Origin of the sequence: Bacteroides sp. AM32-11AC (assembly GCF_003603515.1) — a bacterium.
In the GTDB taxonomy this organism is placed as follows: Bacteria; Bacteroidota; Bacteroidia; order Bacteroidales; family Bacteroidaceae; genus Bacteroides; species Bacteroides uniformis.
In genome coordinates this window covers 97,617-121,407 of the sequence record NZ_QTNH01000006.1, presented here as the reverse complement: position 1 = coordinate 121,407, position 23,791 = coordinate 97,617, and the positions used below count along the sequence as shown (strand labels likewise).

Genomic DNA, 23,791 nt, shown 5'->3' with positions numbered 1-23,791 from the left:
TTGAACACAGCTTCCCGGTTCTTGGGGTCAATGTACTTCATAGTGTGTGCCTCACCCCATTTGCCAAGACCGTAGCCGTCTATAAATTCCACCAGGTCAGGGTCATTGTATTTTTGGGCAAATGCTTCTATGAACTTTGCATATTTCTCCTGGAAGATAGGGTCATCAGGATAGGGAGAGCGTTTTCCATTGTCTGTATAGTATTTGGCTCCTGCATCGAATACATAGGCCGGAGTGGCTTCATTTTTTCGGTCGCGGCTGTCGACAACTACACGGAAAGAGAGACGCATACCTCTGTCGAGTGCCCCTTGAATTACTTTTTTCAACTTTTCGTTGGTATCCCAGCCGTAGACTCCTTCGGCGGGATTGAAGGTACTCCAATGCGTACGGATATAGAGTGCGCGTGCATAATCGGAGATTTTCACGGTTGTTCCTTTTTCCGGTACATAGATATGGTCGTATTTTTTCCAGAAGTCATCGCTGACATTCTCATTTGCATAAACAACCCAACCACTTAAAGGGTTTCCCTGCATGGTTTTTCTGTCTGGCCAGATTTTTATATAATCAGCTTCCGTATCTACAGCCATCTTGTATATCTGGCATCCTGCTGCAAGAAACGCACCGACACCGTAAACTTCTGTCATGTCACGCGTCACTTTACGGGGGTCGGCACCGATAGGCTGTACCCAGCCAAGTTTACCGCTTGCATCTACAGCATCGATCAGTGCCTTCCAGCCTTTTATAATGACTGGCATGAAATCGTCTTCATTCAAGAGTCCCGCATTTACGCCATAGGCCAACGCATATACAAAGAAACCGGTGGAACTGGTTTCGGGAGAAGGATAAGAAGCCGGATCCAGAAGGCTGGCATGCCAATAACCGTCTTCGTTCTGCAATCCGGCGATACGTGTGCATAACCGGATAAACAGTTCTTCGTAATAAGCGCGTTCCATCAAGCCTTTGGGCAACTCCTGCAATACTTCTGCCAGACCGGCCAGTACCCAGGCATTTCCACGTCCCCAGAACACCTTTTTGCCATTGGCTTCTTTTTTACCGAAATAATGCCAATCGCGGTAGAAAAGGTTCTCTTCCTTATCGAATAGGTATTCGTAGGTAGCCCGGTATTCATTGTCCATGAATTGGAGGTATTTCCGGTTGTTGGTTTCACGGTATAGCTTGGCATAAACCGGGGGGGCCATAAACAAGGCATCACACCAGGTCCAGCGTTCTAGGGTTTTGTTGTCACCATACTCCAGTTTGAATGTACCGTTGGATGGATGGTTGACAATCCATTCCGTACGTGCCAGGGTAGGAGCCAGTATTTCCTCTTTTTTATATTTACGGTATAAGTCAATGAATGATTGGGAAACGGTTATATCGTCTGCATGGTACAACCGCTGATGGGGTTGCCAGCAGTTTCGTCTTCCTATTTTATAGAGCCATTGATAGTAGGTGCTGTCATTGTACTCCTCTTCTGCCAGTTTAGCCCAATCTACCATACCTACATAAAGTGCTCCATTGGTCCAATCCAGGTCGTGGTGTTCGTGGGCAGTGTTAGGATTGGAAATTTGCCAGTCTGCCACTTGCTTCATTTTCTCTTTTACTTCCTTTTTGCTGAATGGCACTTGTGCCATGATTGCCATACTGATAAACAGAAAGGCTGCTGCTGTTAATTGTCTGTGTATCTTCATGATTGTTTATTGATAAAATTAAGGGAATTGCCTTTGTTCTCAATGGACGCGGACAATTCCCTTTATGAGAATCTTGAAAACTATCTTTTTACCTTTATTCGTGTTTTATTTTGTCTTTGTGCTGTTAATATCCTTCGTTTTGCGGGAATTCTGCACCCGTATTTGAATCGATTATGCTCTGAGGAATCGGCCATAATGTGTGGTAATCACGCATAACGGGCCCCGATTCTGTATTGTATTTGCGGGTACGCTCCAATAATTTGCCGGTACGGCATAAGGTAAAGCGGCGTGATTCTTCACCTACCAACTCGCGGATACGTTCGTCCAGCAAGAAGTCCATGGTCATTTCACTGTCCGTAATTTCAGGAGCATGTGCGCGACGGCGTACAACATTGATTGCTTCGCGGGCACCTGAAATATCGTTCAACCCCAACCTTGCTTCGCAGAGTAAGAGATAAGTCTCGGACAAACGGAACTTCATGCGGTCACGGTAGGAACCGGTCAAAGAAAGGTTTTCGGAACGGCCATAGAAGAATTTTGTCAGAGCCGGATAAAGACGGAAGGTGGTAAACCATGTTTCGTCTGTAATCGTGGCTTTTTTACCATAAAGGTCGGGCATGTTCTCGTTGTTGTAATACCAGTTACGTTTGATGTTGTATTCGGAATTACGAATGTCTTCTTCATCAAAGAAACCGGTATCTTCTCCAATCCACCATTTCATTGGTACCAATTGCGACAAGCCGCGGCCACCCAGTGAGTCTGCCAAAACAAAACCGGTAATCTCGAAGTATTTGGGTTCCCAGGCACGGCGTGTCCAGTCATCGGAATTTGTACCGCCACCAGTAGTGTTATATTCAAACTGCATGACCCAAATGCTTTCCATATTGCCGGATGTGCGATTTTGGTTGTTTTCAACGAATAGGTCGGAGAACACATCGCCGTTTGCTTTTGCCTTTTCACCGAAGCGGTCTTCCATCAAGTGGAAATATCCGCTGTTGATGACATTCTCTGCAGCAGTTTCAGCCTTTGCATAATCACCCTGCATCAAGTAAACCTCACTTAGTAAGTGTTCTGCCGCCCATTTGGTCAGCTTGCCGACTTTTACGGCATCAGGGTCAGTAGGCAGGTTCTCGACAGCAAACTGAAGGTCTTCTACCATGTGGGCAATAACCTCTTCCTTCGGTGTACGGGTAAAATCGATTCTGAACTGATCTTGAATCTTGTCTACATAAGGAACGTCTCCATACAGATAAACCAATGTACGGTATGCATAGGCGCGGAAAAAACGTGATTCTGCCTGATAGAGCGCCTTGTCTGTGCTATTATCCCAGTTCGTGTTTATTTCCGAGTATTTCAACATCTCATTGGCTCCTGCAATCAGACTATAAGCCCAGTTCCAGTAGGAGCCTACAATACCGGTATTTGGAGTTAATGTCAAGAAACCGAACGGTTGGATAGAACCGTCTTTGGTACCCATGGTAGCAAGGTCAGTGGCAATCTGTAATGCTTCGTAAGGGCAAGCGGCATTGTGCATGAAGGCACCGTTTTCACCCCAAGTGTTGTATTCAGAGCGTGCTTCGGCATAAAGTCCGGTAGAACCTACTTCGAAACCATAGGAACTTGTATATGTGTTGTCCGGAGCCAGTTCACTTTTCAGTTTCTCATCCAGAAAGTCAGAGCAACCGGTAGCAGACAGAGCTACTAACAGAGCTAGAGTTGCTTTTGATATATAATTTTTCATTGTATATATATTTAAGTAAGTTTAGAATGATAAGTTCAGCCCAAGTACGTAGGAACGTGCAGTCGGGTAAGAGGCAAACCAACTGTTGTCATAGTTCAATACGCTGCGTATGTCACAGAATGTATAAGGATTCTCCACACTGATATTGACTCCCAAACCGCTCAGTCCCAATTTCTTTACAAAATTCTTTTCAAAATTGTATCCTAAAGTGATATTCTTTATTTGGATGTATGTAAAGTCTTTGTAATAGCTGTGTCCGTCGAAGTTGTTATATGCTGGAGAAGCATATTTGGAATTGGTGTGTTCCGGTGTCCAGTAATCGGCATTATGCAGATAGTTGTATAAGTTGTAACTCCAACTTCCGATATTGGCTTCGTTCAACTCACGTGTAACTTTGAAGGTTCCATTCAGTAAGAATGACAAGTAAAAGTTCTTGTAAGTCAATGTATTGCTCATAGACATGAGGAAGCTTGGATTCTTTGAACCGATGATAACTTTGTCATTGGAGTCAATATAACCGTTTCCGTCTGCATCTTTCACTTTGGCAGAACCTGGTTTGGCACCTTTTTGGATCTCTTTTTCTGTACCGTCTGCTGCGGTATAGGTGAATTTGTCACCTTCCTGCCAGATGCCGTCGACGTCATAGTCGTAGTAAACTCGCAAGGGTTTGCCGATGAACCATTTATTGGTGATATCATCTTTTTTGTCACCACGTAGGTCTACAATCTTGTCACGGTTCAGTGAAAAGATGATTCCGGTGCTCCATTCGAAGTCCTTATTACGTATGTTGACGGTGTTCAAGGTAAATTCAACACCTTTATTGCGTGTTTTACCCACATTATCCCAAATGGTTTTATAGCCGTTCATGATAGGAACAGTACGTTTCATCAGCAAGTCTTTTGTGTTGGCGACATACATTTCAATGTTACCGTTGATACGGCCGTTGAAGAATGAATAGTCGATACCGACGTTGAATGTTTGGGTTGTTTCCCACTTTAGATTCGGATTTCCGACACCGTCGTTGGCCAGATAAGCACCGTTGACACCTGCTCCACCGTCACCCCAGATATAGTTTGTGAGGTGCAGACGGTCCAATGTCTGATAGGGGTTGATGGCTTGGTTACCGTTAGAACCATAAGATACGCGGAGCTTCAATTGGTCCAGCCAGTTTTGTGCATTTTCCATAAAACTTTCGGAAGCAATGTTCCATGCAGCAGCCACTGACGGGAAGAATGCATACTTGTTGTTTGCACCGAAGGCAGAATAACCGTCGGAACGTCCGGTCAGGGTCAACATATATTTTCCTGCATATGAATAATTCAAGCGAAGCATATAAGACAGCATCGAGGTTTCTGATAAACCAGAACTTACGGTTTTATTCTTTTCACCTGCATTGATGTTATGATAACTGGAATCATCGTTTACAAAACTTTCGGCGCTTGACTTGGAAGTCTTTTTCTGAGTTTGTTGTACACTGAACAAACCTGTAGCGTCGAAACGGTGCTTGCCAAATTCACGATTATATTTGAGCAGATTTTCCCAAGTGTAATCCCAGTAGTGTTCATTGTTGATGCTGGCTTTTCCGCTGGCTGTTCTACCGTCTTTGGTGTCACGGCCATAGTATGTGCCGGTAAAGTCGCTACGATAGTTGTAACCAAAGGTTGTACGGGCTGAAAGACCTTTTACCGGCAACAGAATGTCAGCATAGGTGTTGATGAAGAAGTTACGTCTTGTTTGATCTTGGTCGGCATTGACATTGGCCATCGGGTTAATAATCAGGGATTGGTCCATAGGTTCTTCATAATACTTGCCGTTTTCATCTTTGTAGATACCATAAGGACTTTGCTTTACAGCATGTTCAATATTCGGGGTTATACCACCGCCATCTCTTTGAATAAATTGGGTCTGTATACCAATAGTCAGCCATTTGTTTAATACTTGTGTGACATTCAAATTGATATTGTAACGTTTCATAGCAGAATTGTAGACTACACCTTCTTGATCCAGATAGGAAACTGCCCCCATATAAGTGGTGCTTTCAGTACCTCCGGAAATGCCTACTTGATGTTCCATGGTAAATGCATTGCGGAAAATATAGTCCTGCCAGTCGTTTGTAACGCCTTTCTTGTAATTTATAAGTTCGCTGGCACTCAGAATATTCTCAGGAGCCAATTGGTCTCCGCTCCATCCATCTTTCAGGCGTGCAATGTCTTGTTTAAATGTGATGTATTCGTCTGGAGTCATCACATCAATAGTCTGTTGGGGTTGCGACATTCTGAACTGCCCTTTGTATGTAACTTGGGGTGCACCTTTCTTGCCTTTCTTTGATTGAATCAAGATAACACCATTGGAACCGCGTGAGCCGTAGATAGCTGCTGCGGAAGCATCTTTCAAGACACTAAGGCTTTCGATGATGTTTGGGTCAATATCACTCAAAGAACCATTGTAAGGAATACCGTCCAATACAATAAGCGGTGCATTGTCAGCACTTAGTGAGTTTTCACCACGTACACGGAGGGTTTGGTCTGCCCCCGGTTTCGCATCACCAGTAGTTACGCTTAAGCCCGGAATTTGTCCTGCGAGACGGTCCATCAAGTTACTGCTATTTATCATGTTCAGTTTCTTCTGGTCTACTGATACCAGACCTCCAGTCAGGTCGGACTTACGCTGTGTACCATAGCCGATTACCACGACTTCTGCCAGTGTTTTACTGTCTTCCACTAACTTTACGGTACTGTTTCTACCAGCTTTTACAGTCTGTGTCACATAACCGATATAGGAGATTTTGAGATTACTCCCTGCCGGTGCGTTGATTGTGTATTTTCCGTCAAGATCTGTAATGACACCAGTACTGGTTCCTTCCACCATGACATTTGCTCCGATAATCGGTTCACCACTTTCGTCAATTACTGTACCAGAGATGTTCTGTGGTTGTCCGGATATTGCCTTGTTATTCTTTCCGGTATATAAAATAATGTGTGTTGCGTCGATTTCAAATTTAACATTGGTCCCTTTCAATAAGGCTGCTATTGTCTTATTAATAGTTTCATTCTTAACATTCAAGCTGACTTTCTGTTTGATGTCTATTTGCTGCGATTCATAGAAGAAAGTGTATCCGCTTTGCTTTTCCACTTTTGGCATAGCCTCTGATAATGGGATATTTGTGAACTTCAGTGTGATCAGTTTCTCTTTCTTTTGTGCAGAAACCGGGGCACATAGAAATACCAGTATAAGAATGATGAGTTGTTTTCTTATATCCATAATTGTCTTAAATTTAAAGATTAATGTAGGTGTTTACTTTTCGTTAATTATTAAATAATGTGCATTTCTCATTTGTTTGGCATAAGTTTTTAATTTTGTTACTGTTTCATTTTACTTTTTGTTTTGTGTCTGCAAACGAAATTGTCAACTCATTCTCTTTGTTAAAGGTATATTTCATAGGTTGGATGCGTGCCATGATGCGGAGTATTTCGTCCAGCGGTTCGCTACGCAACGTAAACGTATAGAAATATTTATTGGATAATGTAGGATCCACGTCTATCTTTACCCGATACCATTTAGAAAGCAGTTTGCAAATGTCTCCCAATGAACGGTTTCTGAATACGAGTTGTGTATTTGCCCACGAAGAGGCAAAATGTACATCATCTTTTTCTACCTTAAGTGTCAGGGTTTTCCGATTAAAAGTAGCTGTTTCGCCCGGTTTGAGGAAACGGTTCTCTGTCTCGGTTTCCAAAGAGACGGACCCTTCTACCAAACTCACCAATGTATTTTCCGAACCGGGGAATGCATCGACATTGAATTTGGTTCCGTGAACTACGATACGCATACCTTCTGTCTGCACGATAAAAGGTTTGTCAGCATCGTGTGCTACATCGAAGTAAGCTTCACCAGTTACATTTACGATACGCTCATCCTTATTCATTTGTGATTCGTATTGCAAAGAGGTCTCTGTATGCATCCATACTTCGCTTCCGTCAGGAAGGAGAACCTTAGACTTACCCGACAAATTAGAGTATAACTGCGGCATGGCTTCAGGCTGTCCGTTAAGGAATCCTATGTAGAATGAGCAACCGATGGCAACAGCTATACATGCAGCTACTGCGTAGCGGTATATCCGTTTCAGTTCGAAGCGTTTCTTTGCAGGTTTTGCAGTCTGCTTAGGCTCGCTGGCGTGCATACGGTTGACAAGTTCATTCCAATAATATTCGGTATTGGGCGTGTAGTTTTCTACATTTGCCTGAATTTTTTCCCATAACAGTTGCAATTCCTTGAATAACGCTTCGTTGTTACTGCTGCGTAACCAAGTCTCCAATTGCCGCTCTTCGTCTGCGGAAATTTCCTGTTTCAACTTAGGAATGATTAAATTCCAAGGAACACTTTTTTTCATGATCATGATGTTTTTATAGGCCTTCACTTATATGACACATCACTTGAGTTTAACCCTTATTCCGATTCCAATTATTTTTTTAATAAATTTCGAGGAACAAATAATATTAGTATCTTTGCCGCTCAAGAAGCCCTTATCTAATATAACTTCGATATGCCTGCAGAAGATGATATCCTATTGTTACAGTTAATCAAACAAGATGACGAGAAGGCTTTCAAGCACCTTTTCGATACTTATTTTGTTTCACTCTGCCGCTTCATGTCCCTTTATCTGAGAGACAAGCAGGAGATAGAAGAACTGGCCCTTTCTATCTTTATGAATTTGTGGGAGGGTAGGGCCGACTTGACTCTTAAAATCTCATTCAAGGCTTATCTTTTCCAGTCTGCACGTAATCGTTGCCTGAATGCTTTACGCGATGAAAAGGATACGGTTCCCATCGAGGGAGGAGAAGAATATGGATATGCTCTTGCTGCTGATACTTCGGTGGAGATGGAAGAACTGAATCGATTGATTGAAGAAGCTGTTTGTTCCCTTCCAGACAAATGTGGGCAGGTTTATCGCAAAAGTAGGGAGGAAGGGAAGACTAATCAAGAAATTGCCGGGGAAATGGGTATTTCTGTCAAGACAGTGGAGGCCCAAATAACCAAAGCCTTGAAGCATATCAAGAAATTTTTAGGAGAACAGTATACTTATTTGTTCTAAAATAGAAATTGCAGGCCATCTGTCTTTTAGAATGATGAAAGGAGGATGGCCTGCAATATAAAAAGAAGATTAATCTATAACCGTGAATTTTACTTTCTGGTCTTTCACTATTACATAATATTCTCCATTTTCAAGGAAATGTTCACCATTGGCATTTACAAAACCAAGATCACGCATCGGGTCTATTTCAAAGCGGAATATATGTGTTTCACCTGCTTTAATTAGTTGTTTTTCGAAGTGCTTCAACTCTTTGCATGGACGGGTAATCGTGCTAAATGGGTCTGAGATAAACCAATGCACCACTTCTGCACCGTCACGTTTGCCTACATTGGTGACTGGGATTTCCATTACCAACTTTTCACCGCGTCTGATGGTTTCTTTGGGCAAGTTGATATTACCATAATTAAAGGTGGTATAACTCAAGCCGTATCCGAATTCATACAGTGGGGTAGAGGGGATGTTTTGATATTTGCCACTTTGTGGACGGGCTGTTTTGCGCTGATTGTAATAGATTGGAATCTGTCCGGTGGAACGTGGAAAAGTAATGGAAAGCTTGCCCGAAGGATTTACCCGGCCGGACAAGACACCTGCCAATGGTTTACCACCAGGTACTCCCGGTTGCCACATTTCAACGATGGCGTCACAGAGAGGTTCCACTTTAGAGAGTCCCAAAGGACGTCCGTTAGCCAGTGCCAGAACAATCGGTTTGCCTGCTTTCTTCATTTCAGCAATGAATTTCTCTTGAATGGCAGGCAGTTCTATGATGGAACGCGATGCGTTTTCGCCACTCCACTTTTTCTTTTCACCCATACAGAGTAGAATGACATCTGCTTTCCGGGCTACAGCCAGTGCCTCACTGAATTTGGAAGTGTCGTTACCGTCGAAATCACAACCCTCGGTATAAATCAGTTCAGCCTTGCCTGCAAATTCTGCATCCAGTGTCTTTTTGATGGGGAGGACATCTTCTGCATGTCCATGTCCATACCATGACCCCAGAAGCTCGGCACTGTTTTGTACCAGAGGCCCCATGACGGCGATAGTTGGCTTGTTCCCGTTTGCCAAAGGGAGTACCTTGTTTTCATTCTTCAGTAGAACAATGGTCTCTTCTGCCAGTTTCTCTGCAATAGTCAGGCTTTGTGGAAGGAGGAAGCGCTCTTTTTCTGTAGATGTCGGGGTGTAGGGATTGTCAAAAAGTCCAAGGCGGAATTTGATACGGAGCACGCGTTTTACTGCATCGTCCACCAGTTGCATGCTTATTTTACCTTCTTCCACCAGCTTTGCCATATGCCTGTCATAGCAATGCCCCATCATGTCCATTTCCAGGCCGGCGTTGAAAGCCAGACGGGCAGCTTCTTTGCGGTCGGCAGCATGGCCCTGGTCAATAAGTTGCGGTACTGCGGACCAGTCTGAAACAACAAAGCCGTCGTGTTTCCAACGGTTCTTCAGAATTTCTGTCATCGTGTAATGGTTGGCGCTTCCGGGAGTGCCGCTGATGTCATTGAATGAACTCATTAAAGTAGCGGCACCGGCTTTTACGCCAGCTTCATAGGGAGGAATATAGGTGTCCCACAGAGTCTGATTGGAGATTTCCGTATAAACATAGTCACGTCCTGCTTCAGAAGCGCCGTATCCGATATAATGTTTAAGGCAGGCGGCTACTCGCTTGCTGTCGGACATGTCTTCACCTTGGTATCCTTTGATGGATGCGACACCGAATACAGCATTGGTATAAGGGTCTTCGCCATAGCCCTCTGCAACACGTCCCCAGCGTCCGTCTCTTGCCACGTCAATCATAGGGGAAAAAGTCCAGTCTACCCCGGACATGCGTGCTTCCTGGGCGGCAACGGCACATGCTTGTTCTACCAATTGGGGATTCCAAGAACATGCTTGTCCCAAAGAGATGGGATAAATGGTACGGAACCCGTGGATGACGTCGTATCCGAAAAGGATGGGGATACCCAGACGTGATTCTTCCATTGCTTTTCTCTGAGCCTCGTTACGCAGATTGGCATCTTCATCAAAATAAATGAGGGAGCCTAGTGTGGCAGGAATTTTTTTTACTTCCTCACCACGATTGTTCTCGTTGTTATTCCGCCCCAAAGTGTACTGGTTGAGTTGTTGTACCTTTTCTTCCAGCGTCATTCTGCTGACCAGGTCATTCACACGCTCCTCAATGGGAGCTTTGGCATCTTTGTAGATGGGTTGCTTTTTGTCTGCAGCCATTGCTCCGGCCAGGCAACCACTTAAAAGGAGGCAACTGATAAATGTTAGTTTCTTCATGATATATATAATTATGCTATTCTCATTAAATAAGACACGTTTTTCGGAATCTGCTCCTACACAAAGGTCGTTTTTTTAAGGAATATAAACAAGTACATGCAAGGGCTTATTTGAAAATAGGCTTATCGGTTAGTGTCATGGAAGCTTGTTCGTTATTTTTTAGTTCAAATACCACTATTTCATTATTACCTGCTATCAGAGCACCGGCAGGTATCTCCAGGGTCTTTTCTGCATTTTCTTCCCAGTAGGCACCCAAGTATTGCCCGTTTATCCAGACTTCTCCCATTCCCCAGCCGGACACGTCAAGAAAGGTCTCTTGTGCCGGGTTGCTTACTGTGACACAACCTTTACGGAAGCAAGGGATGGAGGAGGTACCTTCTTTGAAAGTTATTCCGGCCACATCGCATTCCTTAATTTCCAATGGGGTCATCTTCCAGCCTTCTAAATCTGTCTTTCCCAATGTTATGCTGCCGTAGATACCTTTTGAATTGTCCAGAATTTCAGGACCATAGGTAATACGTCCGATATTTTCAGTATAGATACTAAGTTTGTGTATGCCTATCGGTAGATTGGTTTTCAGACTTTTACTGCTATCTTTTAAATATCCTTGCAGTTTGCCGTCTGCATAGACCACGGCATAATCCCGTACGTTTTCAATAGTTAGTGTGGGATTCTCCTCTTCCACATCAACGGTTGTCTCATAGAGGGCATAGCCGAAATCCATATCCAGTTCATTCATGGGCAGTAAGGCATCATCTTCTACTGTTTCTCCATAAACTTGTTCCAATGGAGCTGTTTGTGACATTTTTATCTCTTGTGCTGCTGCCGGTCCGACCGGCAGCAACAAAAGAGCCCAAAGCAAGAATAATTTCATCATATTTCCTTTATTTATTTCTTTAAGAATGATTCAATGTAGGACTCGTCAACGGTAATTTGCGGAGCGAATTTGTCACTCTTTACGTAGCGGTCAATGCTTTCCAGCAATTGCTGGGTGGCAGGACGTTCGTTGATGTTTTTCTGGGTATCTACGGCCAGTACCAGTAGACTGCCTTTCTTCACTTTTGCTTCGAAACCAATACCGAGCTTTTCATTATTGTCGTAATGGTCTATTACTTGTATGAAAGGCCGCAGTGCTGCCGGAGCATCCTTCATCTCAATAACCTTGGCATTTTCCAGAATGTCCCACCACTGCCAGTCAGTATGGTAGGAAGTTATGAAATGCTCGAATACAGGCTGGTCGTCATGAATCAGACAGCCAATGGTCATAGGAGGCCATTTGAACATTATCGGATTCCAGAAGTGATTGTGGAACACGGATTTACGACCTTTTACTTTGGAAGGTTTGGGGCAGAGTACCACTTTCTTGCCATCGGCAAGGTGTTGTTTTGCTTTTTCATCGAATACTGTGGTGTAGAGCACTTCACTAGTGGACTGCATTAAGTTGCTATGACGGGGATATACCCAGATATCCCAGCTGTTTTTTACGTGTGCAACAGAAAGATGGACCGTCAGCTTCTGTGGTTCAGTGATATTGTCCAATGCATAACTGAAACTGCCAAGTGGAAATACCCCGTTCTTTCCGACAGTTTGTGTTTTCAGTTTTCCGCTCTTAAGGGTTTTACCGTTGCTGTCGGTGATCCTCCAATTGATTTTTGCGTTTTTCAATAGGGCAGGTCCATAATTGTATATTTCCGCTTTTCCTTCAAATACTTCATCATTGTAAAGTGCGCGTTTGTCGAAACGGAGCAATGCGACAGTCGGTGCACAGAACTCGCGCCACTTTTCCGGTGTGATGAGCCCTTTGGTATTCCAGAAAGGATCGAGAATGCCTACCGGTGCATATCCTTGTCCGGTAAAATCATTCAGAGACAGTAATTGGAAACCGCCTTTCAGATAAGTGCGCAACTGGGCTTCTATGACATCCTTGTACTCTATGGCGGTCAAGGCTCCAGAAGCACGGAAGAAGTCATGTGCCTGGTCGAGCATGTGGTTCTTGTCCAGCAGTTCACGGAATATCTCGAAATTACGCGCTTGTACGGGGCCGGTGAAGTTCTTCATTTCCTCGAAATTGGGATAGATGCACCGCTGTCCGGATTCATGCGAGATGATGGGCAGGCCTACTCCCAGTTCCTTGTTTTTGTCCCAGTTTGTATAAGGGCGTCCTTCGTAGATGGCCATGTGTCCTTTGGTAGTCTGATGGGTAATGTAGAACTGGTCTGATTTGACACGTGTGCGGGCTGTGGAACCGCTGTATAGACGGCGGTTATCCAACTGGCGGGCCGTGGCGGTAAGCTCTTCTATGAAACTGAAATCGCCGGTAATTTCGTTTCCGTTACAGTAGAGAATGAAGGAAGGGTGATTCCCATATTCTTTCAAGATACCCCGCAGCTCGCGACGGAAGAAATTCCAGCGCTTCTCATCGGGTTGGGCATCTTTACCCCACATCGGCATTTCCACCTCCAGATAGACACCCAGCTTGTCTGCCATACGGAACGCAGCGGCAGGAGGACACCAGGAGTGGAAGCGCATATGGTTCATGCCATATTCTTTCAGGATACGGAGTACACGTTCCCAAGAGGCATCGTCCACGGGAGCGTAGCCGGTCTTGGGGAACACTGCGTTTTCAACGGTACCGCGCAGGTGTATGGGTTCGCCATTAAGGATGATATGGTCCTCACCGGCCTCTACTTCGCGCATACCGAAAGTTGTGCTTTTCTCATGCGCATAGGATTGGCCATCTACACTGGAAGTCAGCTTACAGTCCAACGTATAAAGATTGGGATGGAACTCATTCCACAAATGGATATCCTTACCCAAAAACATCTCTTCCTCGATATAAGTAATGGAATCGGTCACTGTTACCGGTACTTCCTTTTGTAGTCTATAGTCCTTTCCTGTCACGTGGAAGGATATTTTGCCGCTGGCGGTATGTTCTGTACAGTTGCGGACAGTCATTTTGACTTTGATGCTTTTGTTCTTGATGTCCGGATAGGCCTGCATGTCATCTACATAGACCGGGTCTACAGCTACCAGTTTAATTTCGCCCAATACTCCGTTCCAGTTTATTTGGGTAAATTCGGAGTGGGCATGGTCCCATTTATGGGTATCGTACTGGTAGCGGTTGTCTATGCAGAAAGTTATCAGTTCTTTTTTGCCTGGATGTAGCCATTGGGTCAGTTCGTGGTTGTGGGGAATACTGATGTAGTCTATTTTACTCACTTCTTCTTTGCCTACATATACCGAACTGAGCCAGTGTGTACGTTCAAAATAGAGGAAAATGCGTTTGCCTTTCCATGCCGCAGGAATCTCTATTTCCCGCTGGTACCATGCGGGGCCCATATATTCGTAGACACGGGTCAGCCTATCCAGGTGGCGGTAAGGAGATTTGTAGCCTATTTTATAGTCATCCGTAATTCCCGGCAGAACGATGCTTTCCTGCAGGCGATGGCAGTAACGTACGTCCAGTGAACCTCTCCGGAAGTCCATGACATCTGTCTGGAATGCCCATTCACCGGACAAGTCCATTTCATCCTTTTCTTGGGCATGCCCGCTCCAGACCATAGAGGTCAGGAGGAGGGCAGCCATGTAGTGTTTTATTTTGTGTTTCATTGTTCTGTTTTCTTTTGGTTATAGTAATCACGCATGATGTACCATGCTTTTTTGCGTTGTCCCTGGTCGGAAACCAGTCCTTTACGGTTCCATTCCCCTCCCTGGTGTGGATGGAAACGGAAGGGGGAACGGAAATCAAAAAGAATCCACGGCGATGTTCCGCGCAGGTTGGGGATATGCTTGAACATTTCCAGATTGTCCTTGTAGAGTTGTGCCTGATAATCCTCACTCCAAGAACTCTTGACTTCCGCGTCGCCATGTTTGCCATAGAGCGCTTCGCCTCCGAACTCGGAAATGAAAAGAGGTTTGCCGGGAGCTACATTCCAGACAGCCTGGTCCGGAGCCAGTGGCCAGTCATGATACCATCCCATATATTTGTTGATGGCTACCATGTCCAGGATGTTGATAATGGAGTCATTCATCTCAAAGTTCCGGCTTTCGCGGTTGAAGCGTACCAAATCGAAGGCGGCCGTAATCAGACGGGTTGAGTCGATGTCCAGGCAACATTGTTTCATGTGTTTCAGAAATTCATTGCGCGGGGTGGAAGTGGCTGTTTCATTGGCAATCCCCCAAAAGGCAACGGAACAACGGTTTTTGTCGCGCATCACCATCTCTTTAATCATTCTGCCTGCTTTCTCACGGGTAGCGGTATTCTTGAAGTCAATCCCTTGCCAGATAGGTATCTCTTCCCATAAAAGGAATCCCATTCTTTCTGCCAGGCGGACAGTATATTCATTTTGTGGATAATGTGCCAGACGAATCATGTTGGCACCCAGCTCTTTGGCTTCGGACAACAGCATTGTTGCGTCCGCTTCTGAGAAGGCACGCCCGCGGCGTTGCGGAATTTCCTCGTGGAAGCTGACACTGCGCAGGAAGATGGGCCGGTCGTTCAGATAGATATCTTCGCCTTTTACATAAAGGTTACGGAAACCAATTTGCTCGTTGAGCCGGTCACTTTCCGAAGTGATGGTTACATCATACAGCTTTGGAGCATCCGGTGACCAACGTTGCAGTTTTTTGGTTTTGATAGTGGCCTGGGCAATTCCGTTGGCATCGGTAGTCATGTTCTGTCTGATGCCCAATTCGGGGATGGCGACTTGCACGTTGATGCCAGGCTTTGCTTCGGATAAGGTTACTTTGGCACGAATCAGGTTGGATTGTACCTTGTCCAACTGGATGAAATGGTCTTTGATGTAGCTTTGTGGAACGCTTACCAACATTACATCGCGTGTGATGCCGCCGTAATTCCACCAGTCAAAGGACATGGCAGGGATGGCATCCGTGGTGCGGGTATTGTTGACTTTCACCACCAGGAAGTTGTCCTTTTGCTTTACCTTATCTGTGATTTCCACCTGGAAGGGAGTGAATCCGCCTTCATGACTGGCTATTTTCTCCCCGTTCAGATATATTTTGCTACGGTAACTTACCGCACCGAAATAGAGAAACAAACGTTTGCCGTCAGTCTTTGGGGTATCGAAAGAGCGTCCGTACCATACTGTTCCTTCATAAAATTTCAACTCGGGTATTTGTGAATTGAAATCGGCAGGTACATTTAGGACCAAACCTCCGTCGAAAGAGTATTCGTAAAATTGCTTGTTGTCTTGAGGTTTTCTGTTTTTGTACACCTGCATCCTTTCTCCTTGGTCATAAAGGTCTACAATGACTCCCCACTTCCCATTCAGTAGCTGGTAATCGCGTCCGTAAACATTGGACAATAAGTCTTGTGCTTGTGACTTGCCTCCCAGTACAGACACTGCGAGCAAACAAGTAATCATTAATCTTTTAATTTTCATAAATCGTATGTATCAGTTAACGTTTAAAAAGCCTATGAATTATTCTTTGTATATTTTCAATGCGCATCCGCCTCCTTGTGCCATTTTGACGGTCAGTTTACGGGATGCAGGAATGTCTGTGACGGTCTTTTGGTAGTCGGAAGCCAGGCGGTTGGCATTCACTCCGTCATGAAACATTTCCGCTTTCCATCTGCCTGCACCGAGGAAAGAAAGGTCCAGTGTCAGAGTACGTGCATCCCAATTGGTTAGGGAGCCGACATACCAGACATCTCCTTTCCTGCGCGCCATTGTAATGTATTTTCCAATTTCTCCGTTCATGGCTATTGTTTGTTCCCAAACGGTAGGGATGGTAGCGATGAATTCCGTGCATTCTTCTTCACGGTCGTAATTGGTGGGACTGTCGCACAACATGTTCAATGGTGATTCAAATACTACATATTCAGCTAATTGGCGGCAACGGGTTCCCTGGCTCATTGGGGTATCCATTGAGGAGTGGTAACACCGTTTGTTGGCATTGTGCATGGCGCCTTGTGTATAGTCCACCGGTCCGGCCAGCATACGGATGAATGGCATGGTGACATCGTAGGTTACCTGGTCGGTATGGATGTCACTCCACTTCATCTGTTCCAGCCCGTGAACGGCTTCATAGTTGATGACATTGGGATAAGTGCGGTTCAGCCCGGTAGGTTTGTACGTGCCGTGAAAGTCTACCATCAACTTATATTTAGCGGCAATTTCGGCAGCCCGGTAGTGGAAGTCTACCATTTCCTGGTCATCCCTATCCATAAAGTCAATCTTGAATCCTTTGATGCCCATTTCGGAATAGTGCTTGCATACATGTTCCATGTCGCGGGCAAAGGCATGGTAACCTGCCCAAAGGATGAGTCCTACATTCTTTTGCCTGGCATAGGCCGTGAGCTTTTTTAAATCAATTTCCGGTACAATTTGGAAAAGGTCAGCCTTGAGGTTGACAGCCCAGCCTTCATCCAGAATCACATACTCGATGCCATGCCGGGAGGCGAAGTCGATATAGTGCATGTATGTTTCATTGTTTATTCCAGCTTCGAAATCCACGCCTTTGATTCCCCAATGGTTCCACCATTCCCAGGCCACTTTGCCCGGACGTATCCATGAGATGTCTTTCATGCGTGATGGAGCAGCCAGCTTATAAACCATATCGTTATCTGCCAGCTCCTTGTCATTTCTTGCCACAACAATGATGCGCCAGGGTAGTTTGGCTTTCGGCTGGCAGGAAGCAATGTAGTTTTCACGCTCTGTGACTAATATTTGCAGTTGGTTATGCCCGCCTTGTTTTTTTGTTTTGGGGACGGCGGCAAAAGCGGAAGTGAGTGCTGTTCCCCCGTTTCTGTTGATGAGGAACATGCCCGGATAGCTCTCCACGTCGGATTCGGCAATACAAAGTTTACGGCCGTTTTCCTGCTCTATTACTACGGGGGTAAACATCAGTCTTTGGGGGTTCAGTCCGGATAGCTCTATATGTGTATAGGTGTTTTCAAAAGAGTTGGAGAACTGGGCTTCTATCGGTTGTTTATCGCCATCTTTTACATAAGGAACAATCGATTTGTAGTCCTTGTTGAAGTTGAAGGCGGCTTCTTCGTTTGTAACTTTGAACGGTCTGTTTCCGGTCGCTGCGAACCGGTATGCCATTCCTTCATTGTACATTCTGAAAATGAGGTTGAAATGTTCCCGGAAACTTAACGTCATTTCATTATAGACATCCTTTACTTCACTGCGCTTGTAGAAAGGAGAGGGAATCATCTCATTTGCCTGGCGATGGCTGACTCTCTTAAGATGGGAGCCGTTGCCCCAGACTGTCCCATTATCCAGATGTACTGATAAGGGAGAGGGGGCTACCAATGTATGCCCTTCTTCCGTCAGCTCGTAAGTAATCCGGTCACCTATATATAAGGTAACCTCTAACTTGCCGTCCGGTGAGTTTAGGCGATATTCTTTTTGTCCGAACATGTTCGGGATGATGAAAAGCAATGTTGTGAGTAAGAAAAGTGTTCTCATGTCGTTATTTATTTTAGCGTTTGTTTTTAATTTCATACTTGTAGACAACATAGTCATTGATTGATGGCAGAGAGATTTCCAGCCTTCCTTTCTTTCCGGTTACTGCTGTCATAGCTTTGCCGTGTCCCATCAGTGGGATACATCTTACTGTGACACCTTCTGGCAGCCAGGTTTCGACTTCTGTAGTCCCTTCTGGATGATTTTCACGGTACACAATCAAGTATCCTCTATCTTTCTTTAGAGACTGGAAGCCGGTCCAAGAGCGTCCCGACGGTTCATCTCCTATGGGTAGGATAGTGCCGGAATGCATGTCATGCTGAAATTTCTTGTAGGCTTCTGTATGTTCTCGTAATGTAAATGCTTCCTCGGGTAGATTGGTACCTTCCATCCAGGCAAGCGGCTGTCCTGCTAAAGTCGTAGCAAACAGATATTCAAATGAATAGTTTTCCGGAGCGAAGACTTCTCCTTTATATTTATCCGTATTTCTCCATTTGTTCAGGAACTCTATTTGCAGCTTTTCTGCCGGAACATATTTGGAAAGCATCCAGAGGTTACGCAAAGTCCAGTAAGGATAGTAGTTCTGCCAGTCGGTATAACGGTTTTCCAGAAAGATATTTCCATATTCATTGAACATGTGGTAGCCTCCGCGGCGGCTGGCTGTCGCATCAAGGTTGAAAATCACTTCCTCGTCCGTCTCTTCCAGCACTTTGTTGAATAAGCGGTGCAGGTTTGTTTCGGCTTCTTTACTGGGAATGGTGAGCCCGTCTATCTTGAATACTTTGATGCCGTATTCGCGATAAAGCCTGATGAGTGCTTGCGCATCTTTCTGCCAATCGGCAAAATCATTTTGTATGCTGGGATTGAACCAAAGACCGATTTCAATACCTAATTCCTTGCCACGTTTTACGATGGGATGCAAACCACGTGGATACTTTTGCGGGTCGGGTTTCCAGTAGTCTTTATTGTCCCAAATGTTCTTGAATGAACCGCGGGCTACAGCTGAATTAGGGCTTTTACCTATTTGCCAGCCATCATCAATCTGGAAATGGGTGATTCCCAGACGGGCGGCGCGTTCCAGTTCTTTCAAACAGAAGGATTCGTTTACTTTTGAGTCCTGGCTACGGTCTCCCCAGGTGTTCATCATAATCATCTCGTCGCGGTCGGCCCGGTAAGTACGTATATTCTTCTGATATGAACGAAGCGTTTGTAGTCGGCTCAGTTCACCTTCTCCGTATATTCCCAATACGCATCCGTATGTTTGGGTCCAACGGTCGGGAGTCACGTCTTTCTCGGTAATGCCCAGGCCGGTTACTGTAAACTTTCCGAAATCAGTCAGAAAATCCTTTCCTTGATAGGCTAATTGTACCGAAGAGCAGGGAGCCTCTTTTAAAAAGAAGATGCCACAGTTGTCCTCGCCATTAAAGGCAAACAGCAGATTGCCGCGATATCCCAGTTTGCGATAGGAAATAATCTCTTTCTCGAAAACCAGGTTGTTGTGCCAGTCGGTCACATCGGAAAATTCCACGCTGCGAGCGTGCCAATGTTGTCCTTGGAAATGGAACTGGTCTAGTACAGCGGTTACTTCTTTAGATTTCATGTCTTCGGCGAATTCAATATTCTTCCGGTCGGCTGCACTAACTTCTCTGCCTCCGAAAATACTGTTTACTGTTCCTCTTAAATAGGTGTCGCAGGCTATGGCTGGACAATCATCATAAATACGATATACCCGTTTTATATCTAGCTTCTCCAGGCTGAAAGAAACTTCTACTTTCAGATAAGCGGGAAATATTTTAGTCTCTTTTACGGGAACTACTTTGAGTGAACCGTTTGATGGTTGCGGCAAATTTTTCGTTACTCTGAAATCTGGAGTAAGGCTGTGGTTCTTCCATGATTTTCCATTACTCTTGTCGGTCAGGCGGTAAGTTATGATATTTCCCCCGTTCCACAAAAAGGTACGTTCGACCAAATTGTTTCCGATGGTTAAAGTGTCATTTCTCAGAAGGCCGTAGCAGGTATCTTGTGCGTGTAACGAATATCCTCCGAAAAGGACAAATAATAATGTTAGAATATTTTTCATGATATGCGTGTTTTATTAATACTTAAATTGTAGTATCAACGTGTTTCTTACTTCTTGTTTTTTTCAATGACAAATATACGAGGCTTTTTTAATAATTTTTGTTCATTGAACTTCTGATTATCGGGAATCCCTTCTTTTTTTCCTACTCCCTCTTTCATCAGTGCTTTCAATTCCGGTAGGTGTTTCTGATATACTCCTCTCGGAGTGGTGTTGTACTTTTTACATAAGGAAGCTGCCATCCCGACAACTTCGCCCATCATTCCGGTGGTACGCATTACGCGGACAGTGCCCAGTGCCACATGGGTAACACTGATATTGCGGCCCGCCATAAAAAGATTCTCGATATTTCTGGAATATAGGCAGCGATAGGGCACTGCATAAGGATATATATGGATGTGTTTGGTTGCTGCTTTGAAAGGCGCATCAGGAAAGTGTGATGCATTGAGCGAATCCGGGAAATGCAGGTCGATGCTCCAGGTTGTGACGAAGGAGGCATCTTCGTGATAGACATTTTTATCTATATCATCTTGCTTTAGAATATAATCGCCCAACAATCGGCGTGACTCGCGTTTTCCGGCAATATAGGCTACCCAGTCCAATGCGCGGTTCTTATATTTCTTGTTGTCCTTTAATTCATTTTTCAGAAAACTCCAATTAGAATAGATGACCATTAAGCCATAATCACGTATACGTTCGAAGTCGTCGATTTGATTGAAGTTCATGCCGGTTTCCCATTTCCATTCACCCATCGTCACTTTTTCGCAATTTTTTTCATTGAATTGCAGACCGTACGAGAAAATAGGGAAACGGGTAGGTTTACCTTTGTCTGCAGAGTACCATTGTACGGATGAACCCATTGTCATTTTGTCCGGTTGAATCGGTGCCAGCTCTTCTCCGTATTCGGCACGGGATTCGCGTCCCATGTTGTAGTCTGCACCGGCCAGATACCCGATGGTGCCGTCTCCGGTACAGTCGGAGAACAATGGTGCTTTCAGTTCCACTTCTTTTCCATTCTCTATATGCTTGATGATGACAGATTCTATTCTGTTGCCATCGGGCTTTACAGATATGGCCCGGTAGTTGGCATAAAGGGTGATATTCTTTTCATTGGCGATAAAAAGCTCCTTCTTTTCATCTTCATAGTTTGCGGCAGGTTTGGCATTTCCTTCTTTAGAATGTCCGAATTCTCTTATCATACGTCCCAGTCCGGAATTGGGGCCTACTCCGATATTGCCCCCTAAGTGAACCCTGACTTCAGAGCTATTATTGCCGCCAAGTACTGGGCGGTCGTTGATTAATGCCACTTTGCATCCCAATCTGGAAGCGGTTGCGGCTGCACACATACCGGCTATACCGCCACCAGTTACAATCACATCATAGGAGTATTGCTCCGGTTCGGCTGGAATATCCAGCATCTTTTTACGGAAATCTGTCAGTTGTGTGGCCTGAGCGGGAGGGAGCTGCCCTTTTTCCGTAGTAAAATAAATGGCATCGCAACGGCCATTAAAACCGGTCAAATCTTTTAATGTCAGACTAGAGCTTCCTGCTTTTACAGAGACTGTTCCGGCAGGTTGCCACATCCATTGTTTGCCCTCGTCCCCTAAAACCACTGGCAACTTTTTATTGTCGACGGCTAAAGTGAATTTTCCCGGTCCTTTACCATCATACCAGGGAGAAGTCCAGTTGTAGGTGCGTACAAATACATAATATGTACCGTCTTCAGGAAAAGAAATGGTAGTGGAGGCATCCTCAACCGGGACTCCCATTCCATGAGCCATCAGATAAGGTGAACCCATGAGGTCCATGAATTGCTGGTCTACTACCCATCCCCCCTTTCTGTCAAAGCTTTCTGCTTCCACCAATAACTTGCTGGGTACTTGTTTCCTATTGCCTGAGGGCTTGTTGGCTTGTTGAAATAGTAGAACCTGCTTGTTGGGTTTTATTTCGAAAGTAATTTTGGTCCCTTTGAACAATTCCTTTAGGGTGGCTTCAAGTGGGGCATTGGATACCAGCAAATCTTTTCGGGTATCAAGATTGGGCAGTTTGTCGGTATAGAATACATTGTAGCCGCTAGTCTTTTCAATTTGAGGTATAATCTGCTTGATAGTCTGCTGGTTTATAGATAAACTGATTTGGGCAAAGCTATTTCCCCAGAAGAACAGCACTCCCAGTAATATTGAAAATCGCGTAATTATTTTATTTTGTCTCATGTCTTATCATATCAGGTTAATTACTTTTTTACTTTAAGGAAGGTACGACAAAGGCTAACCCTAATTAAGCTATTAGAGTATATTAAAACTATATTTCTCGAATGTTTAAATTTTATTGTCGCTGCCAGAAGTAGGTCATTGTGTCTGAGGTAAAAATCCTATAAAATATATTCCATATACTTTTTGTTTTAGTTAATATAAAGGGCTATTTTACACTACTAATATATTATAATCGTATTGTCAGATTCTATCTTGTAATTAATGCCGCCAGCTTGGCTGATGTATTCCAATACATTGTTTAAACTGCCGTTTTTAATGATGCCATGATAAGTATATTGTTTTACTTTCTCGTTTTTGAATATAAATTTGCAATTATACATTCGAGTAAGCATGGTACAAATTTCTTCAAAAGATTCACCGTAGAACGCTAGTTCATTGCTTCTCCATAGCAAATAACTTGCATTAGGATGAAGTTCGCTTTTTTCGAACTGTCCATTGGTCAGGTTGCAAACGAGCCTTTCGTTTGGCTTCATATATGCCTCGTGTCTGCCGTCGTCTACTTTAACCTTTCCACTTATCAGGATTACAGCTACTGATTTATCGTCTTTATGTGCACGTATATTGAAGCTTGTACCTAACGCTTGTACATTGATGCCATTTGCTTTCACGATGAAAGGCTTTTCCTTGTCCTTTGCAACTTCAAAATAGGCCTCTCCTTCCAGGGAGACCATACGTGTTTTCTTGTTGTAAGTGTTGTCATATACAATTCTTGAATCGGAATTGATGTAGACCTTTGTGCCGTCAGCCAAAATGATGTCGGCCTTCTGCCCGTTGGATACGGACATGGTGACTTCTGTATTGGCGTCATCGGCCGGTCGTTTGACTCCTGCATAATAGGCTCCGCTTCCCACTGCCAATATGATGCAGGCAACTGCAGCATAGCGCCCAATCTGACGCAGGAAACGGTTCCTTGTTTTCAGGACCTTCGTTTCCGTGGTGGAACTTGCGTCTATCTGGCTTAAAAGTTCGGTGAACATTTCATTTTGTACGGCTTTGTCCATCGTGTCCGGAGCCAGTGCCCAGCATTGCTGATAGTATGCGGAAAATTTCTGTTGAAAATCCGGTTGCTTAATCCATGATTTCAACTGTACATCTTCTTCAGGGTTGGTCAGTCCTCGAAAGAAACGATCCAAAAGTTCAATATGACTGTCTTTTTTATCCATGTTCTGTAGTATATATCTGTATGCCTGCCAAAACACTCACGGAT

At 44.5% G+C, this 23,791-nt stretch carries 12 protein-coding genes and 1 pseudogene; 1 reads left to right on the top strand and 12 read right to left on the bottom strand.

The annotated features are described in order from the left end of the window. Positions 1-581 precede the first annotated feature (581 nt). The 4 genes and pseudogenes from DW800_RS19925 to DW800_RS08065 all read right to left on the bottom strand — a co-directional run. Positions 582-1,691, bottom strand: a pseudogene (locus DW800_RS19925) (glycoside hydrolase family 105 protein); the annotation flags it as partial. A gap of 124 nt (positions 1,692-1,815) precedes the next feature. Next, a complete protein-coding gene (locus DW800_RS08075) occupies positions 1,816-3,432 on the bottom strand; it encodes a RagB/SusD family nutrient uptake outer membrane protein (RefSeq protein WP_009037857.1) in 1,617 nt (538 codons plus the stop codon). Between the two features lie 21 nt (positions 3,433-3,453). After that, on the bottom strand, positions 3,454-6,693 hold the full coding sequence (locus tag DW800_RS08070; RefSeq protein ID WP_016273123.1) for a TonB-dependent receptor: 3,240 nt from the start codon (positions 6,691-6,693) through the stop codon (positions 3,454-3,456). Positions 6,694-6,799: 106 nt separating this feature from the next. Beyond that, positions 6,800-7,819, bottom strand: a complete 1,020-nt coding sequence (locus DW800_RS08065; RefSeq protein ID WP_117703933.1) for a FecR family protein — start codon at positions 7,817-7,819, stop codon at positions 6,800-6,802. Between the two features lie 153 nt (positions 7,820-7,972). Between DW800_RS08065 and DW800_RS08060 the strand changes: the two genes are divergently transcribed. Then, positions 7,973-8,521 carry an RNA polymerase sigma-70 factor gene (locus tag DW800_RS08060; protein WP_005829791.1) on the top strand — a complete coding sequence of 183 codons (549 nt, stop codon included), beginning with the start codon at positions 7,973-7,975 and terminating at the stop codon, positions 8,519-8,521. Positions 8,522-8,590: 69 nt separating this feature from the next. Here DW800_RS08060 and DW800_RS08055 read toward each other — a convergent pair whose 3' ends face one another. The 8 genes from DW800_RS08055 to DW800_RS08020 all read right to left on the bottom strand — a co-directional run bounded on the left by DW800_RS08055 (position 8,591) and on the right by DW800_RS08020 (position 23,747). Next, positions 8,591-10,801: a glycoside hydrolase family 3 N-terminal domain-containing protein gene (locus DW800_RS08055; RefSeq protein ID WP_117703924.1), complete on the bottom strand. Its 2,211-nt coding sequence runs from the start codon at positions 10,799-10,801 to the stop codon at positions 8,591-8,593. A gap of 106 nt (positions 10,802-10,907) precedes the next feature. After that, positions 10,908-11,678 carry a hypothetical protein gene (locus DW800_RS08050; protein WP_009037861.1) on the bottom strand — a complete coding sequence of 257 codons (771 nt, stop codon included), beginning with the start codon at positions 11,676-11,678 and terminating at the stop codon, positions 10,908-10,910. Between the two features lie 11 nt (positions 11,679-11,689). Next, positions 11,690-14,410 (bottom strand): sugar-binding domain-containing protein, encoded by a 2,721-nt coding sequence (locus DW800_RS08045; RefSeq protein WP_044467978.1) that lies wholly within the window; start codon positions 14,408-14,410, stop codon positions 11,690-11,692. Then, positions 14,407-16,203, bottom strand: a complete 1,797-nt coding sequence (locus DW800_RS08040) for a glycoside hydrolase family 2 protein (RefSeq protein ID WP_117703925.1) — start codon at positions 16,201-16,203, stop codon at positions 14,407-14,409. Before DW800_RS08040 ends, DW800_RS08045 begins: the two co-directional genes overlap by 4 nt. Before the next feature lie 39 nt (positions 16,204-16,242). Continuing rightward, positions 16,243-18,237, bottom strand: a complete 1,995-nt coding sequence (locus DW800_RS08035; RefSeq protein WP_117703934.1) for a glycoside hydrolase family 97 protein — start codon at positions 18,235-18,237, stop codon at positions 16,243-16,245. Positions 18,238-18,250: 13 nt separating this feature from the next. After that, on the bottom strand, positions 18,251-20,314 hold the full coding sequence (locus tag DW800_RS08030) for an alpha-galactosidase (RefSeq protein WP_119957965.1): 2,064 nt from the start codon (positions 20,312-20,314) through the stop codon (positions 18,251-18,253). Positions 20,315-20,361: 47 nt separating this feature from the next. Next, positions 20,362-22,524 carry an FAD-dependent oxidoreductase gene (locus DW800_RS08025; RefSeq protein WP_117703927.1) on the bottom strand — a complete coding sequence of 721 codons (2,163 nt, stop codon included), beginning with the start codon at positions 22,522-22,524 and terminating at the stop codon, positions 20,362-20,364. Positions 22,525-22,742: 218 nt separating this feature from the next. Continuing rightward, a complete protein-coding gene (locus DW800_RS08020; RefSeq protein WP_117703928.1) occupies positions 22,743-23,747 on the bottom strand; it encodes a FecR family protein in 1,005 nt (334 codons plus the stop codon). Between the last annotated feature and the right edge of the window lie 44 nt (positions 23,748-23,791).